This is a genomic window from Clostridium sp. Marseille-P7770, assembly GCF_902143525.1.
In the GTDB taxonomy this organism is placed as follows: Bacteria; Bacillota; Clostridia; order Lachnospirales; family Lachnospiraceae; genus Pilosibacter.
This window is the reverse complement of record NZ_CABFVC010000010.1, coordinates 43,630-59,960: the sequence shown is the minus strand read 5'-3', so window position 1 is coordinate 59,960 and position 16,331 is coordinate 43,630. Positions and strand designations below refer to the sequence as shown.

The following is a 16,331-nucleotide window of genomic DNA, read 5'->3' as shown; positions in this document are numbered from 1 at the left end:
TAGAAACCCTTCTTAGTGTCGAATTATTTTGTTGTTGGATCGTCAATAAGGAAATCAATCTGAAAAATATCTTGTCCAGAAACATTGAATGTTGGCTGAGAGAATAAATATTCAGCATCGATTTTATATGGCTCGATATCACATTCCATATTCTGAAGCTCATTGAATTTATCTGCAAATTCCTGTGTAAGACTTTCGTCCTTAATATTAAAAACAATGATATCAGGATTATCTTTTGATTTTACAAAAATATCTTCATCAGGCTTTGCGTATTCTTTATATAACTTATTTCTTTCATCTTGAAAGAAAGACACAGAGTCATGAAATACCTGATTGTTTCGCATACACCAATAGTGTATTTTAAATGATAATGTCGGATCATTATTTAACTTATCAAGAATGTAATAAGCTCCAACAACTTTACTTAGTGATGTTTTCAATTCCTTTTTCTCCTTAAGCTGTGCAGATTGTTCAGATGGGTTTGCTCCCTTTCTAAAGGAAATAATTCCGTCTTCAAATTCTTTTGAATGCTCGCCAGAATCAAGAATTTTATATAATTCTGTTACAATGTTTAAATTGTATTTTCCATCAATCCTACTCAGTAGTGATTCCATTTTTTTTATGTTTCCTGTGCTAAAAGTAATATATTCCATTTCACTCCTATGCATCTGGTCCTAAATCTGACCCGTCACTGTAATGAATGTTTACATTCCACCAAACATATTTTGCTTTATAATATCGGTCATCATAAACTCCTTGTTTTCCATCGCCAGGAAAACGCGAAGGAGTAACCTGAATCCAGTCATAGGCTATGTCGGCATCATCACGTTTCCATCCATGCTGCCATGATCCAGGTTTAGAAGCGCCGCTAATAGCACTTAAATCTACCTTTTGACCTTTTATATATAAGTCACAATTGCAGTGAACTTGTCCTGTATTTACTCCAAAAAGAGGAAGGTCTTTTAGACCTCCAAATTCCCAACCGGCCCAAAGTAACCACTCACCATGATTAAGATCTCCAGTGGACATACCGGTAACTTCATCATAACTTTGTAATAGGCCACGGGTTGTATAATTTACTTTAAAATCTCCGAGACTAATAGTATCAGAGTCAACACTGAAAAAACTGTCTCCGATATCAATACGTCCACCTTCAATATATGAGCTTCCTGACGTTCCAACCAACTTATTACCACTAATCGTCCATCCTGCAATTTTGCCAGAAGAAGCAGTGATTTTGCCAGATACGTCAGCACCGGCAGCTTTTAATTTGCCATCAGATGTTACGGAAAAATTATCTCCAACCTTCAGGCTTCCACCAGTAATCACCGCATTTGAGCAAACAAGTTTTCCATTATTGTCAACTCTGAACGCCGCATTATTTCTATCCGTGTTTCCGGCCCAGAAAGAAATAGCTCCGGCGGTAGTAGTAGAACTCATACCGACCTTGCCAGAAGTCAGGTCATTTTCGGATATTACATAGCTTGCAATATGACCGGATTTACTTTCAATATCACCCTCGAATTTGAGCTTCTTGTTATCTGCATCAACATAGAGAAGTTTCTTGTTATCAATGGAAATAGTGAAAATGTCAGATGGAGTGTTTGGATTGATTCCAACTTTATAAGAACCGTTTTTAGCGGTGAGACCTGAATCGTCGATTGAATATGTTCCAGAATGATTTTGAAGGTACAAGCCTTCACCGATCAATAATCTTCCGAAAATTTTTTCCGCAACTACCCCATAAAAGTAGTCGTTTCCAACCTTTACATAGCCGAGTGCCATTCCAACTGTTTCCCAGTTGTCCGTTGTAATGCCGATGCAGTTATTTGTGATCCAGAGCTGTGCTGGATCATACGATTTCTTTTCCGGCAACCATTTCTTCGCAAGAATACCGGTCTGATCAATAATAACCTCATTGTTTTCATTGGAGACAATCTGCTGTTTTGCCGCATCCAGAACACTGTTCATATACTTATCCATCGTGACAGAAGTAGAAGCAGCCTTATTCCATGCACCGGTAGAAAAGTCTACTTTTGAAGCCGTATCTTCGACTTGCTTTTTTACCGTCTGGAAAGTATTCCACTTTTCGGAAAGAGTGTCTTTGTTACTGAACGTCGCGCTGAAATCAGATGGGTCATCCCAATTAATGTGAAGCTTAAGTAACCGCACATCCATGACTTCATTGGGATCATCCATAGAGATATGGACAATGTTGAACATTTCGAGTTGGTCCGTAAAAGCCTTATAATCATAGTTTACGGTGAAGTTTACAAGATCGACTTCAAGCGTATATTGTGGGGACGATACCTTTGCCAGTTCTTCATAAGCATGAGAGAGTAGCGCTTTTTGCATTTCAAGCACTTCAGCATCAGTCATTGTATTGGTCACAATAAAAGAGTCATCGGTCAAAGTATCTTCGCGAATAAATGGACCAAGTTGCTGATATAAATTGTCACCAATAAAATCATGGAGGTTGACAATTAGAGCATTAATGGTTTTTATATATTCATTAATCTCGTTTTCTTTAGCTGTGATCTGTGATTTGCGAACACTGATTTCCGCCTCGACTGCAGCATGAAGTTTTTGGTTTTTGGAATACAATGTTTGATCAGAATCATTCATATAAAGCTTCATATTTGTCTTATAAATAGCTTCTTTCTCATTTAATTCTGCCAAACCGTATTGTGTCCAATCTGTTGTGTCATGGTCATCTGGAACATGATTTTGCAATGTTCCAAGCTCTTCATATTTTGCCTTTAGACCAGAAAGCCTTTCCTGATAAGCTGCTTCATTATCTGCACATTTTTTCTTATATGCAATAAGCGCATTTTTCAGCTCATCTGACATCATAGGGTAGTAATGACTGAAATCATAAATCTGATTAGATCCGCCAATGTTTACCTCAATAATACCGAGAGTAGTATTCGTTCTATCATCATTTCCACCGCATACAGTTAATACTGTTTTTACATCATCTTCAGACGAAGACTTTTTAATAGACTTTATCAGGTTCCTATACTGCAGAGTGATACCGGTATCTTTACCAAGATTTTCAAGCTTATAAGCTGATACAGTTTTATTAAAACTATCGAAAATAAAAATACATTCGTAGACATCAGAAACAGTATCAGTCAAGAAAGAATAGGATGATACACTGTCTTCTTGGAAGTTTCTATATTCTTTCGAGATTTCCGGATCGACATAATAAATTGACCAGCCTGGATTTGTTTGGAGAAAGATATGTAGGATAGAATGTTCCTGATCAGTTAGACTATAAAGACAGTATCTATCAAGTCCACCTTGTTCATCATCATCGGTTCCCATAGATCCAAAAGATGTGAGATAAGTTTGTGATAGCTCAGATTCTAATGATTCAAAAGAGACTTCCTTATATTCGTTATCTGTGTCCTCATTTTGAATATTAATCTCATTAATTCTAAACCAGTTTACACCTAAAATAAGTATATACTTTCCAATTTCAACATCAGCATAAAATTCTATTGGTACATCGTTCTCATGACTATAAATTTTAAAACTTCCAGTGCAACAGGAATTGGCAATAATATCTGTTTGTAACTCGCGAACTTGTATGGGACCAATTTTACGTTTATCAGGATAGGAGAGATACACTTCAGGACGCTTAAGATTTTTATAATAATTATAAGAAAACATTCCCATCAGACGATCCCTACCTTCCTATATTCACGATATTCCAGCTTTACAACACAATCTCTATCTACCGTAATTCGATTGTAACCATCAATAAGATACGGCCACCAGAGATTAAAATCATTATAGATATTATGATTTTGATTCGATGAGATTGCTAATGGCATATTACAGTCTAAAGTAATTACTTCTCCTGCGGTACAGTTTTTAATAATCAAAGTATTATCTTTTTCTGGGAGAGAAAGATTCTTCAATGTAATAGTTCCGGCACTTGCAGGAGTAATTGTCAAAACCGGATAAATGGGCATTTCCTCATCATTGTCTACATAAAGCGATTCAAGAATTTCACCTGCTTTAAAACTTACCGTTACAGTTCTTTGATCAGAATAAGCATATGGAGCATCAGTATTGATCGTAAGTTCCATACCGTAACTGCCATAAAAATATTCCATTTTCGGATTGCTTATATTTGCATGAAACCATGTATCTGCATAGCGTTCATTAAGAATACAAAACCAGTTATATTTTCCTCGTTGACAAAGCCATTTTTTTAGCGCTCGTTCTTGAATAGAAGTAATAGGAGAGAAGTCCTTATTTACGATTTGCATTGTACAAGATAATGGTTCAGAATAATCCTGAGAAATAATGTTAAATGTGTTTCCGCGAAGTGCTTGCTCTGTTTTCAAATCTGTTTTTTGAGCTTCTGGCGTTATTAAACCTTCTTTGCCAAAATACGCACAGATGATTCCATACTCGCTACACATTGTCCCATCATATACAAATTTTTCAAACATGTCTTCCTCCTTTCTAAAAAATATGTCGTATACACTTGTTTTGCCTTTACTATTTTGTTCTATAAAAACTACAATAAAAGCGTAACAAGTCATTTTCCCCAATATAAGAAAGACGAACCTGAGAATTAGGCTCGTCTTTTTTGTGTTCGATATACTGTTATGTTTTAACAAATGAGATGGGGGGCGTTGTACTTCCCTCCCGAAACGCCATCTCACAAACACATCTAAATCGCTGTCAGCCAATCCCGAAGAAGTTCAACTTCTGAAAGAAAGGCAGGTGAGAGCATATGTACAAGTGTGTATACCCTTATACAGTCCATGTATCCAGTTATGACCGCTTCCGTTTTGGCGAATGGGAGCACGTAACTGATTATTGGAGAAGACCGCCACGCCGTTAAAAAGCAGTCTTTCTCGCACCGTTCATCTTGAAGTCAGGAATCAAACTCTCCATGTTTTTATTTTATCGATTCTTCATTTCTTGATAACTGACAGCGACAATCTCAGGGGCTGGCTTTAACACCGGCCCCTTCCAAATCAATCTATTAGATCAAAACTCTTGTTAATTTCTTCAAGAACAAATTTTCTCGCTTCCTTTTCTGAACATCCTCGTTCCGTCATAAGCTTTTCATAAGCCGTTTTTAAAATCGGAGAAGCTATACACATTAAATCAACAAGACTAATATTCCGATTGCAAAACATCTTTCCTTTAGTCCCTTTAATTATGGACAAACAGTAACTCATTCCTTTTTCTCCTTGAATTTGCAGAACGAATGTTCAGACTGTAAAATTTCCATACTCAGTGCTAATATTGTATTTATAAAAATACATTGGGAGGTATCACTATGATTGCAAGAGATTTTGACTCATTTCGTAAGATGGTACAATTAGCAGAGGATAAAAAACTAGATTATATAATTTTATACAACTATAATTATTCCGAAAGAGGAACATATCCTCACGTTTATTCTTTTTTCCTATGCACAAATTTATATACTGTAACATGTCACAAGAAATACGAAGATGGTTGCGACGGACAAGTTAGAACATTCGTTAAAAACCATAATTGCACAGAAATGAACTTTAGTATTAGCGACGCTGGCCAAGTCGAACTGAAAAATTAAAGCTCTGTGTCTTTAAGCAATTCTAAAAGACGAATTTTTAACTCAAATTTGTCTGGCGGAAGTGCACAATACATTTTTAATGCTTCACGTATAACAAATTCATCAGATAGTGCGTATCTTGTATCTCTATAATAATTAAAAAGCTTCTCGAACTCTTCGTTATTGGATGCTTGTTCGTTTAAATTAAATTCCTCTAATATCATATTGTTTATTCCTTTTTTCTCAATAGTAAGGGCGGCGCGAAACCGCCCTTAATTATTTACCAACGTGTCGATTTTGTCATGTCTTTCGCAACCATATTGCAGATTACCTTGCCGTTCTTCAACAGATATTCCGGCAGTTTCTGTGCAAGAACCTGTGCAGTCGTTACATCAAGCACTCCGCCAATCGGCATATCAATGTTGATTGTCTGAACGACATCTTTCACCTTGACATTATCCAATGTGGAGTTCTTAAATCCGTCTGTGAATCTCGGCATCGTAGTTCTAAGTGAGTTCATAAACTTCTCCGTCTTGGCATGATCCAGAACAGTTTCACCACCTTCAAATGGATACAGAACCGTACCATCTTTCAGTGTGATGATTTCTGAACCATCTTCGAATACCGGATGATATCCACGGGTTGCATTAGTTGTACCATTCTTGTAGCCAATCTTGTACTTGAGACGATTTACATCTTCACTGGAAAGAGTAGTGCCATCCCATTTACCATCGTTATCTACATAATAGTAGCCATCGCCATCCTTTGCTTTAACAGCCATGTCGGTAGCCATGTCACCGTTGTGATCGAGATAGTACCATGTTCCATCTTTGGATTTTCTCCATTCAGAACGAACCATCTGACCATTGCTTGGCTCGAAATACTTCCATGTACCATCATCGCCAATATCATTTCTCCAACCGGTTACCATCTGTCCCTTGCCGTTGAAACCGTACTGCTTGCCATCAATCGTATAGATACCATCAGAAGCATAGTTATCTTCATCAGCTCCATACCACCAACGTCCACTCGCGGTACTCTTATGCCATGTGCCAGTTCCGGAAATATCTTCCCACTGGGAATTAGTAGCATCACTGTCACCATAGCCAAGTCCCTTAATCGTATTCAACAGGTTGACAAGTTCATATAGTGAACTGAAATCAAGACTATTGATCTGATACTGAATGTTCGCAGTAACTTCACCAATAGCATCAGAACAGAGATCGGCTGCTGAACTTGCAGACTCCCACGGTTCTGTCAAATCATCGGTTGCTGTCAGATTATAATTCTCCCCGTATTGCTTCAGAACATCATAAGCGGTAGAGTGGTCCTTCTTAACCTTATCCAGATATTTGCTGATAGCAGCTTCCTGCTTGTCCAGGTCGGTTTCGAGTTCTTCCATCTCTTTTTGCTTAGACTCTTCAAATGCGTTATATTCATCATCCAGCGCATTCTTGCGTTCATCAAATTCATGATCGCGCTGAGTCTTATACAAGTCCTTCTGAGCATCATAAAGATCCTGTTGAAGCTGTAACTTCTGCGCCATATCCTTACGATCAGTAGAACCGGATAATGCCGCAATCTGACGCTGAAGCTTTGCGATATTACTCTGCTTGTCAGCAATAGATTCTTGATAATTATGGAGATCTTCTTCGGCTTCCAGTTGGGCTTTTGCCTGGTCAGTCGCTTCTTTCCTTGCATCAATTTCCGCCTGGATTCCATCCTTCACAAGTGCCAGAATAGAATCTCTTGCATCCTTAACAGAAGACACGGCAGACTCCTGTGCAGACTTGTACTCATAGAGCATGGAGTTGTACTCGTCCTGTGTGATAAGTCCTGTGCGGAGCGCATCATTCAGAGAATCAATCGCATTGTCATACTCAGCCGCTTCGTGCTTTGCATTGGATAACTGCTGTGCGTATAATGCTAACTGTGCGAGACCACGATCGGTAAGTTCGCCATTATCATCAACAAGGTTCGTATCACCGATCAATCCGCTCATCGTTCCGATTGTACCGTTTAGAGAATCCAGTTTGTTCTTATAATCATCCAGATCCTTGTAGACAAGTTCTGTCATTGCATCCTTATAAGATTCAACTGCATCGGCGGCGGCAATCATGTTATCCTTGAGGTCTTGAAGCTGATCGTTATATTTCTTCCATTCCTCAGAACCACGTTTCAGATTCAGTTTGGACATCTCGGCAGAGAGACGGTTATATTCTTCAATATTTTGCTTGGTAGCTTCATATTGTTTATTCGCCAAAGAAATATAATCGTTGGCACTGATTTTCTCACCCTGTTGCTCACGCAGGTCAAGTAGATCTTTCTCGGTGTCGATGATCTGGGATAGGATATCACGTGTCTGGTCGAACTGATCAATGATGTTGTCCAGCTTGGAAAGATTCATTTCCTTGATGGATTTGGTCGTTTCGTCGATCTTATCTTTGCAGTCTTGAATCTTATCGTACCATGTCTGGTAGTCTTGAATCTTCTTAATGAGCTTCTTGTCCTTATCGGAATCAAGTGAGTCAATGTCGTATGCACCGCTCTGAATCTCCTCAATCCATTCTTCCGGCAGGTCGATAGAGTTGAGCTGTTCCTGATAATGGGCAGACATCTTCTCAAGAGTCGTGAGTTTATCACCTAACAGGTCAAGAACCGTATCGGTTACTTGGTTTTTTGCTTTATAACCTACAAGGTTGTCAATCTTATCTTGAAGAGTGGAAGTCTGTTTGTCAAGGATCGTAAGCTTGCGTTCCATCCAATCGAAGGTGGTTGGGTCTTTTTTGGTTTTACCCTTAGAATTAGAAGAATTCTTGTTGGAGGTCTTATTGCCTCCAGTATTAGACACTCTCATGTCCGCCTTAAGTTTCGCTGTAATATCATCAGAAAAATCGTTTAACTGATTTTCCATCTGCTTATTATAGTTATCGTATTCTTCTTGAGTTGCAAGGTGGTTTACAGTATTCCCATTTTTGTCTTTTGAAGTATAACTATAATAAGTACGACCATTGCTAACATGAGCTGTCGCATCCATTTGCAGGATTTGATTTCTTAAAGCGTTGTACTTAATCCATGCGTTCGAAGCAATTCCCAATGACTCTACGATTTTGGAAAGAGCAGTAATATCTCCAGTTGGGTCAAAAGCATCGCTCGCAAGAATTTTCTGTGCGATATAGAGTTTGAAGGATTCTCTATTCTGGTCAGTCTGTTCTGACTCATTTGCCAGTGCGTCAATTTCATCTGCCGTGGCATTGGAAAGGTCTCGACTATTCCATGCAGCTTCAGCATGTTTCTGTGCGAGTGCAGAAGCAACAACTTCTTCGGAGTTAGAGACACCCATGAGTTTCAGATATTGAGCTGCAACATCTGCAGTATCATCACTTAACCCCTTCATTACATCTGAATTATAAAGATATGCTGTGGTTAAGTCGTCGAACGCACTCTGACAAGCCTTAATATCCTTCGGATGTTTCGTGATGGTTTCAATGAAGTTGTTATACTCCTTGGTATAATCTTGGAAATTATCTTTGAATTTCTTATCGTCGAGAAGAGAGAAGTCGAAGGCTTTGTCCTTATCAACAACCGAAGCCATGATCTTATCCAGCTCTTCAAAACCTTCGGAGAGACCGTTGATTTCAGAAATCATCTCGGACTTTGTGAATGGTTTTGTAACCTCGTCACTGGATTTTGCTTTCGCATATTTTTGAATTGCAACAGTTGCATTTGTAGCACCGGCGGTTACTTTATTCCAATAATCAATTTCTTCCTGAGTGTTAATTCCTTTTTTCTTAAAGAAATTTTCCAACTTGCCAGAACCAGAATCACCAAATTTATTTATGGCATCATTATAGGATTTCTGTAAAGAAGTTGTGTCATCAATAACCGGCTTTAGTGTTACGACAATCTCACTATCTTCTCCGAAATAATTCTTGATTTTTTCAAGAAAATCTGCTTTTTCATTTGGGTCAAGTTCTGCATTTGTAAATACCTGAGAGAGAGCAGTGGAAATCTCTGGATCATTCTGCGCATCATAAATTGCTTGAAGAATATTATTTCTCAAATACTCGCTAACACTTGCCCAGTTGGAATCTACGCCATCAGGAAGATTCGAGAAATCAAAGTTTAGTAACATGTTCTGAACTGCATTTTGTAATCCAGAATCATTTAGTCCTTGATAAGTAAACTCTGTCTGTAACCAAGTATTTAAATATTGAGAGATAGAAGATGTTTCTGTTTTGAGGTCGTCTTTTGCGGATTGTAATGCATTACGAGATTCATCGACCTTTTGAATCAGGGCATCATTTGCATCTCCTACAATTTGAACTAAAGTTCCTGCACCATTTTCAATAATAGCAGTTTTATATGCTATTCCAAGTTCATCAAGCAATCCAGTGTAGGATCCAACTGTTTGGAATACCGTATCGCCTTTGTAGTTTGTAAAAGTTCCGACTCCATTACTTCTATTGTCAAAAGCACGAGAGCCACCGTTAATGACCTGGTATTGCATATCTGCATATCTATCAAATTCATCTTGAGCATCTTGAACTTTCTTTTTTAATTCGTCGATATTCTGCATTGCACCAGAAAAAACATCTGGAAATTCTTCCATAATTTTCTGGTTTGCAACTTCTTTTTCTTTTTCAAGAAGAGAATCCAAAGATGAAACAATAGTATCTACATTTCCAGCAAGATTTAAAAGCGCATTACCATTTTCATCATATCCAACAGTAAGCGATGGAAAAATGTCCGCAAGCTGATTACTTGTATTAAGAAATTCTTTATAATCCTCATCAGAAAGAGTACCTTTACTTTGGTTTGCTTTTCCGAGATTTTCTACATTTTGAGCTAACTCCGCGTATCTTTCCTTTGCCTCATTGACACTACCAACATTTGATGATAATTCTTCTCTGATAGACTTAATGCTATCTTTCGCATTTTCTGCGGCTTTGGCAACTTCTTTAGATTTGTTTATCCACTTGGTAAACGCGGCAGATGCTATAGAAATAGCAACTCCTATTCCCATAGTTAATGCTGCGTTTAGAGCCGTGACCGCAACATTCAAAGCTATTGTTTGCGCGGTAGAAGCTATTAAAGAAGTAACATACCCGCCAAGCGAAGCCTTTACTCCGTTCAGTCCTAAAAGGTACGAAGATAAGCTTCCGTTTGTTTTGCCAATTTCTTTTGCAAACAACTTTTGGTCACTAGAGCTTTTTTCGCCATAAGAATTATATTCATTAAGTGCCAAGCATACTTTCTTGAGTCCGGTGACTGATCCTTCTAATGATAGTTTAAATCCTACCATCGATGCTTCAAGCCCTTTGTTCTTCACTAAATAATCCGCAACATCAAAAGTAGATTGCTCTAATATGCTATTCCAATTTTCCTGGGTTAAAGTTCCGTTTTTAAGATGCTCGTTATATAAATCCAATACTACTTGTGCATCATTTAGTGATTGCGTAGACGTCGTAAGCGCAGGAGTGCTATTAGACGACAAGCCAATTAGTTCTTCCAATGCACTTTTCTTGAATATCGTACCATTTTGTGCTATACTTGTTTGAAGAGTATGAATATATGGAGGAACGGTATGAAAAATAAAAAAATATTTTTAATGGGGGCTTTATGTCTTGGTCTTTTAACTGGATGCGCCAATTATGAAAAAGATACATCATACGACACCGAATTGCCTGGAACGTATATACAATCGTTAGGAGACAAGGAAATAGGTTATCTTCAAAAAGATACAATTACTGTTAATAACGACAATACGTTTAATGAAGTCCTATACGAACTAAATGGTAAAAAAGAAAAAGAGAATACTATAAGTGGTAAATTAGAAGATATAAACAATGTTACATCTGACGTTATAGAATTTTCACTTGATAACAGTCGTTCTCTTTTTAAATACAAAAACATGTTGGGATATTATTATGATATAGATATCCCAAAAGGAAACACATTTGATTTGTACCTTCATAACGACGGTTCTAACCTTGACGAAGGACAAGTTTTTGATAAGAACGGAAATTATCATTATTGTATTCACCATGATAATTGTAATGATGATAGTAGTCAGTTTGTAAAATACAAAAAGAAAGGCGACATTATCTATACACAAAGCGCAAATGGAAATTGGTTTATTCTTTACTACGTTGTAGATAACAAACTGTTCAGTAAATCATACGTCAAAGAAAAATAATATAAACAGCGGCACTGCAATGATTGTGGGAGCGATTTTTAGCCGAAATTATTTTCACAAACGGAAAGCATGATTTTTGCGATGCGTTCTGCATTGTCTCCGCCGAGATCTTCAATGATTGCTTGAGCAAGTTTGAGACGCCATAAACAACCATATTCATGTTGCTCGTCGGTTAAATCATGTGCGTGAGAAAGGCAATAATCAATCTCATTGCAAGTCTTTGTGGTATGATTAAAAATCATTTAAACACCTACTTTCTATAATGGAGGATAAGAGTATGAAATTAAATTACGACTGTATAAGAAAAATTTTATTATACGTTGAAGCAAATTCTGGATATGAACCTAACACAACTATATATAAAATAATTCAGCCAAGAGAAATAAGCAAGGCATTGCGCGGCAACGATTTTAATGACGAAGAAATCACATATGCAATCCAATTACTTTTCGAAGAAGGATATTTTAATATTAATAGGACACCTGTTTATGGTCCGAATAATACGCTTTTCAATATCGATATAACCTCCCTTAGTTTGCGCGGAAATGAACTCCTTAACAATATTAGAAACGATACCGCATGGAACGCAGTAAAAGAGCGTTGCAAAAAGGTTGGTGTTGGATCTGTTAAAGCCATTTCCACTATTACAGGAGCGCTTGGAACCGCAATGTTGACTGATCCCAATGCATTACAAAACTTCATTGATGGTACAAAAAATATGCTTAATATAATTCACTAAAAATGCTTAATAATCTTATAGAACATTTTGATAATCTTTGAGCAAATTTTAAAGAGGTAATTGTTATATGTTTCTTACAAATGGTCAAAAAGTCATTATAGTTCTATACTTCATTGCTTGGCTTTTTTATCCTAAACTTCTTTTTGCTATATTACTTATTGCAGTGATAATAAAACTTCTTCTTGGCTAATAAGCAAACAGTGGCACTGCAATGAGTGCGGAAGTGATTTTTAAGATAGGAGAGTAGAAAGATATAATAATAAAAGGCATCCAATGTCGGATGCCTTGACTGTTTTAGTGATAAAAACACCCGTACAGTATGCGCAATTTGTACGGGTGCCAACCAACCAGGGGCATTGCAGATATTCGTTTGCGAAAACACGCGGGCGCCAGCCCATTTGGACGACATTCTCCGCTTTGCCTTACGTAGGTTTAATATAGTTTTTATAATTTTGTATATATTATACATTGACTCTTGGTCAATGTCAATATCTATTTAAGATATTCATCATATTTTTTATTTGCAAGTTCGGTTACATTTATTTTGCATATGTCTTTTTCTGAAATAATTCCATATTCTATAAAAGTAGATTTAAAATCTTTTGGCAATAGGCATAACTGATCAAAATCATTTTGATTTCCTTTAGTATAAAAGAATAAATCGCCTCTGCCATAACGTTGTGCCATTAAAGAAAGCAATTCATATTTCATTATATGATAGAATTTTGCATGATTTTCAATTATATTGCTTAAATAAACATGCTTTGAAAACGTTGCTTTTTTATTTTTTTCTTTTTCTTTTTTAAAAGAATCAATCCCTTTTTGTACATTGCTAAATATATTTGAATACGATTTTTTGGAAAGAGAAACAATATATGGCTCGAATTCGATACGTGTTGCAATAATATCCTTATATTCAAAATGATCGTCTGCAAATTCAACCAAAGATTTATTATAAGCGTTGCCTGTTGTGATAACCGAAACTCTACGTTTATTCGCCTTAATTGTATTCAATAACGGCGTCATATCTTTGTCGTTCGACATTATAATAAATTCATCTATGTTGCTATTTGTATACATCTCATTTAAAACATCAATAGCAATTTTCAAATCTGCATAGTTCTTACCTTGGTTTGAAGTATGAATGGTTTCAACGCCATATGATTGCAACAAAGACTGATGGTGAGATTCATATAGATATTCAACGTCAAAATTGCAATAAACCGCAGTTTTAACAAGACGCATATTTTTTTCTTTTGCCCAAACTCTTAACTTATCGAAAAACTGATCATGTATAGGATTAGCATGATCCTTCATTAATATTTTAACTACATTTTCGTAATCAATATATACAGCCACATTGTAAAAATCTTCATGCCTTTTTGTTTCTGATTCGTTTATCTCACTCATTTTTTCACCGCCTAATAATATTTCTTACTATTATACGACGGATTTTTACATAATTCTACCAGAACATATTTTCGCATATAAATCTCATAAGTGCTCGAGCACCGTGATCCGGCGGAGCACGATATATTTTAAATACAAAAAACGACCGCCCATAAGGGCAGCCGTTGTCATTTCTTCAAGACAACAAAATTGACTTTCTCAATTACATAAAGTTCCCATTTTGCATTTGGGTATTTATGTAACTTACTTGCGACAAAAGCATTCACTTCCTCGAAAGTCCCGAAGTTTCGATCTTCGTGGATTATTTTTTCGAATGGAGTAACTTCTTCGCAAATAATTTTGAAGTAACTATTATTTGTCTTATTCAATATTTCACCTCCTCGAAGAATATCATACCATTATTTTCATAATATTCATTAGGAGATTACTGGAAAAATATAATAGTAGTTTATTGAAATACAAAAGGAGCCGTCGCCGACTCCTTTGAAAATTCCTACTGTAAATTTCTTAATACGTTTCTGAAATATTCATAACGTCCAATAACGTTATCTTTTCCAGCCGTACCAACTTTACAATACTGCATGTATTCTTCATTATTAACAAGATCTGAAATGAACGCATCTAACCAATTAAAATATGCCTCTGTTGACTTGTGATCCTTGATTGTTTTATACAATCCATAAATAATCATTGGAACACTGGAAAGATTGCTCTTAAGACCATCAGGATATCTTTCATTCAATTTGACGAGTGCGTTTTTAAGAATATTAGTTCTTTCGATAACAGATGCCTTCGTCTCATCCGATTCAAGAGCGCCGTTATAATACTCAATGAACTTTTTCATGTCGTCTTTTCTAAATGAATTGAGTTCAAAACCATTACCGTTTTCAATGAGCATAAGCGTCTGACGAACAAGATCACGATCACCATTGGATTTAATTTTTGCTTTTCCGACTGAATTAGCAATAAATGCATAATCTGCAATTTCATACACAGAAGCTCTAACTGCATCGCTTTCGTAAGCAGATCTCATCTGACCAGGTGTAAGCTGATGTCCCATATTGATACGAGAGAAGATGTCGGCAATCTCTTCCGGTGTCGCATCGGTCATGATCAAAAGAGAAAGTTGTCTCTTATTAAATTCATCCTTTACCTCGTCGTCAAGTGCAGAAAATTTCTTTCCGGCAATTTCGTAAATTGTTCCGTTTATATTGATTGGTTTTAAAGACGCTGATAATTTAAGCTTATCATTGCTGAAATCACGAAGTGTAGTAAAACGCTGTTTGAAGTCTACTACATCCATTTTTTCAGTATCGCTATGTTTGTTAATCAATGCTGGATAAATAGGATAGTTTCGCAGAATAGAGTCGATGAACAAACTCTTTTCTGCCGGTTTCCAAATTCCTTCACGACGCTGAACAGGCAATTCAAAATTATATTTGTCTTTTTTGATATCTTTTAGTATAGAAAAGATGGACACAGTTTTGTTGTTAATATCAATCATTGTATGCCTCCTGAAAATTATTATATTTTCAAGATAACATATTTAAATATAAATGTCCACACTAAATTTAAATACTTTTCGAAATCTTCGAAAAATGAAGATCGAAAAACAGTCTATTTTGTAGTAATTCATCCCAATTTATGATACAATAACAGCAAGCATACCATAACCGTATGACCACATTGCGGTTTGTGTTCCACGATGATATGCTGGGCAAAAGCGTCTGTGGGAGCGCTTTGCGCGAAAAAAAGGCATATGTAAAAAGAAAGGACAAATCTGAGTGTTTGAAACACATCAACGGGTTCTCCGTACAATAATTCCTCTTCTGTGTACTATGTGCAGATGGGAGGTGAAAAATGGAGAATTCTACGATTATTATCTTAGGACTATTAGTGCTTTGTTTCTACATAGTCCATGGAATTTTCTCGTCCGGTGTAGAGTCTTTTAGACTTGACGTTGACCTGCTTGCAGGAAAATTGAACCTGGTTGGAAAATTCTTTAAAAAACCAAAGCATTAAGATTAATTCATTCTTTTAACATAATGTAAAAAATCCTTTTATCTCAAAATTGGAGACTGCCTGTTCCCAGCAGGTGGTCTCCTTTTTCTTTTGTGCCATTGCATCGTAAATTGGGACGAATAATATTTTTCTGCATTTCTTCAAACTGACGGTATGCAGAAACCCCGCCGTTATTTTTACTCGCGGCAAAACGAGCAGTACCGAGCGCATATTCACTGGACATCGTTTCATATAATTCAGTGTGAGAGTTGTCGCTACTGTGAGGGCTTATCTCATAGAGATCTGTCCCAGCGGATTTGTCGAGCGTCACGTTTTTACGATCCTGATTGTGTCGCCACAATAGGAGAGTAGTGATACGCTGCCATTACGCAGCCGTTGTACTTCATTCCCGCTTA

The 16,331-nt window shown here is 36.7% G+C and carries 13 protein-coding genes; 2 read left to right on the top strand and 11 right to left on the bottom strand.

Going from position 1 to position 16,331, the window contains the following annotated elements; genetic code table 11:
- Positions 1-23 precede the first annotated feature (23 nt).
- From FN001_RS17085 to FN001_RS17060, 6 genes are all read right to left on the bottom strand, one after another.
- Positions 24-653 (bottom strand): hypothetical protein, encoded by a 630-nt coding sequence (locus FN001_RS17085; protein ID WP_142412651.1) that lies wholly within the window; start codon positions 651-653, stop codon positions 24-26.
- A gap of 7 nt (positions 654-660) precedes the next feature.
- Complete coding sequence (locus tag FN001_RS17080; protein WP_142412650.1) at positions 661-3,681, bottom strand: phage tail family protein; 3,021 nt, start codon at positions 3,679-3,681, stop codon at positions 661-663.
- A complete protein-coding gene (locus tag FN001_RS17075) occupies positions 3,681-4,466 on the bottom strand; it encodes a phage tail domain-containing protein (RefSeq protein ID WP_142412649.1) in 786 nt (261 codons plus the stop codon). The genes FN001_RS17080 and FN001_RS17075 overlap by 1 nt, the downstream gene beginning before the upstream one ends.
- 534 nt (positions 4,467-5,000) lie before the next feature.
- Positions 5,001-5,207: a hypothetical protein gene (locus tag FN001_RS17070; protein ID WP_142412648.1), complete on the bottom strand. Its 207-nt coding sequence runs from the start codon at positions 5,205-5,207 to the stop codon at positions 5,001-5,003.
- A 376-nt stretch (positions 5,208-5,583) separates the two neighbouring features.
- Complete coding sequence (locus FN001_RS17065) at positions 5,584-5,790, bottom strand: hypothetical protein (protein ID WP_142412647.1); 207 nt, start codon at positions 5,788-5,790, stop codon at positions 5,584-5,586.
- 56 nt (positions 5,791-5,846) lie between these two features.
- The gene (locus FN001_RS17060) at positions 5,847-11,081 is read right to left on the bottom strand and encodes a hypothetical protein (RefSeq protein ID WP_142412646.1); all 5,235 of its coding nucleotides are present in this window, start codon (positions 11,079-11,081) and stop codon (positions 5,847-5,849) included.
- 72 nt (positions 11,082-11,153) lie between these two features.
- On the opposite strand from FN001_RS17060, the gene FN001_RS17055 reads away from it, so the two are divergent.
- Positions 11,154-11,765, top strand: coding sequence for a hypothetical protein (locus FN001_RS17055; RefSeq protein ID WP_142412645.1), 612 nt, complete (start codon positions 11,154-11,156; stop codon positions 11,763-11,765).
- Positions 11,766-11,803: 38 nt separating this feature from the next.
- On the opposite strand, the gene FN001_RS17050 is transcribed toward FN001_RS17055, so the two are convergent.
- A complete protein-coding gene (locus FN001_RS17050) occupies positions 11,804-12,007 on the bottom strand; it encodes a hypothetical protein (RefSeq protein WP_142412644.1) in 204 nt (67 codons plus the stop codon).
- 35 nt (positions 12,008-12,042) lie between these two features.
- On the opposite strand from FN001_RS17050, the gene FN001_RS17045 reads away from it, so the two are divergent.
- Positions 12,043-12,504, top strand: coding sequence for a DUF2513 domain-containing protein (locus FN001_RS17045; RefSeq protein ID WP_185911977.1), 462 nt, complete (start codon positions 12,043-12,045; stop codon positions 12,502-12,504).
- A gap of 492 nt (positions 12,505-12,996) precedes the next feature.
- Here the strand turns inward: FN001_RS17045 and FN001_RS17040 are convergent, their stop codons facing one another.
- The 4 genes from FN001_RS17040 to FN001_RS17025 all read right to left on the bottom strand — a co-directional run bounded on the left by FN001_RS17040 (position 12,997) and on the right by FN001_RS17025 (position 16,246).
- Positions 12,997-13,914 carry an NYN domain-containing protein gene (locus FN001_RS17040; RefSeq protein WP_142412642.1) on the bottom strand — a complete coding sequence of 306 codons (918 nt, stop codon included), beginning with the start codon at positions 13,912-13,914 and terminating at the stop codon, positions 12,997-12,999.
- A gap of 167 nt (positions 13,915-14,081) precedes the next feature.
- Entirely contained in the window at positions 14,082-14,282 is a 201-nt protein-coding gene (locus FN001_RS17035) for a hypothetical protein (RefSeq protein WP_142412641.1), read from the bottom strand.
- Between the two features lie 125 nt (positions 14,283-14,407).
- Positions 14,408-15,418, bottom strand: coding sequence for a DUF262 domain-containing protein (locus tag FN001_RS17030; RefSeq protein WP_142412640.1), 1,011 nt, complete (start codon positions 15,416-15,418; stop codon positions 14,408-14,410).
- A 561-nt stretch (positions 15,419-15,979) separates the two neighbouring features.
- A complete protein-coding gene (locus tag FN001_RS17025) occupies positions 15,980-16,246 on the bottom strand; it encodes a hypothetical protein (protein ID WP_142412639.1) in 267 nt (88 codons plus the stop codon).
- Positions 16,247-16,331: the final 85 nt, after the last annotated feature.

Coding starts and splice junctions, on each gene's coding strand:
- FN001_RS17085 (WP_142412651.1), bottom strand. CDS start 653: ATGGAATATATTACTTTTAGCACAGGAAACATAAAAAAAATGGAATCA.
- FN001_RS17080 (WP_142412650.1), bottom strand. CDS start 3,681: ATGGGAATGTTTTCTTATAATTATTATAAAAATCTTAAGCGTCCTGAA.
- FN001_RS17075 (WP_142412649.1), bottom strand. CDS start 4,466: ATGTTTGAAAAATTTGTATATGATGGGACAATGTGTAGCGAGTATGGA.
- FN001_RS17070 (WP_142412648.1), bottom strand. CDS start 5,207: ATGAGTTACTGTTTGTCCATAATTAAAGGGACTAAAGGAAAGATGTTT.
- FN001_RS17065 (WP_142412647.1), bottom strand. CDS start 5,790: ATGATATTAGAGGAATTTAATTTAAACGAACAAGCATCCAATAACGAA.
- FN001_RS17055 (WP_142412645.1), top strand. CDS start 11,154: ATGAAAAATAAAAAAATATTTTTAATGGGGGCTTTATGTCTTGGTCTT.
- FN001_RS17050 (WP_142412644.1), bottom strand. CDS start 12,007: ATGATTTTTAATCATACCACAAAGACTTGCAATGAGATTGATTATTGC.
- FN001_RS17045 (WP_185911977.1), top strand. CDS start 12,043: ATGAAATTAAATTACGACTGTATAAGAAAAATTTTATTATACGTTGAA.
- FN001_RS17040 (WP_142412642.1), bottom strand. CDS start 13,914: ATGAGTGAGATAAACGAATCAGAAACAAAAAGGCATGAAGATTTTTAC.
- FN001_RS17030 (WP_142412640.1), bottom strand. CDS start 15,418: ATGATTGATATTAACAACAAAACTGTGTCCATCTTTTCTATACTAAAA.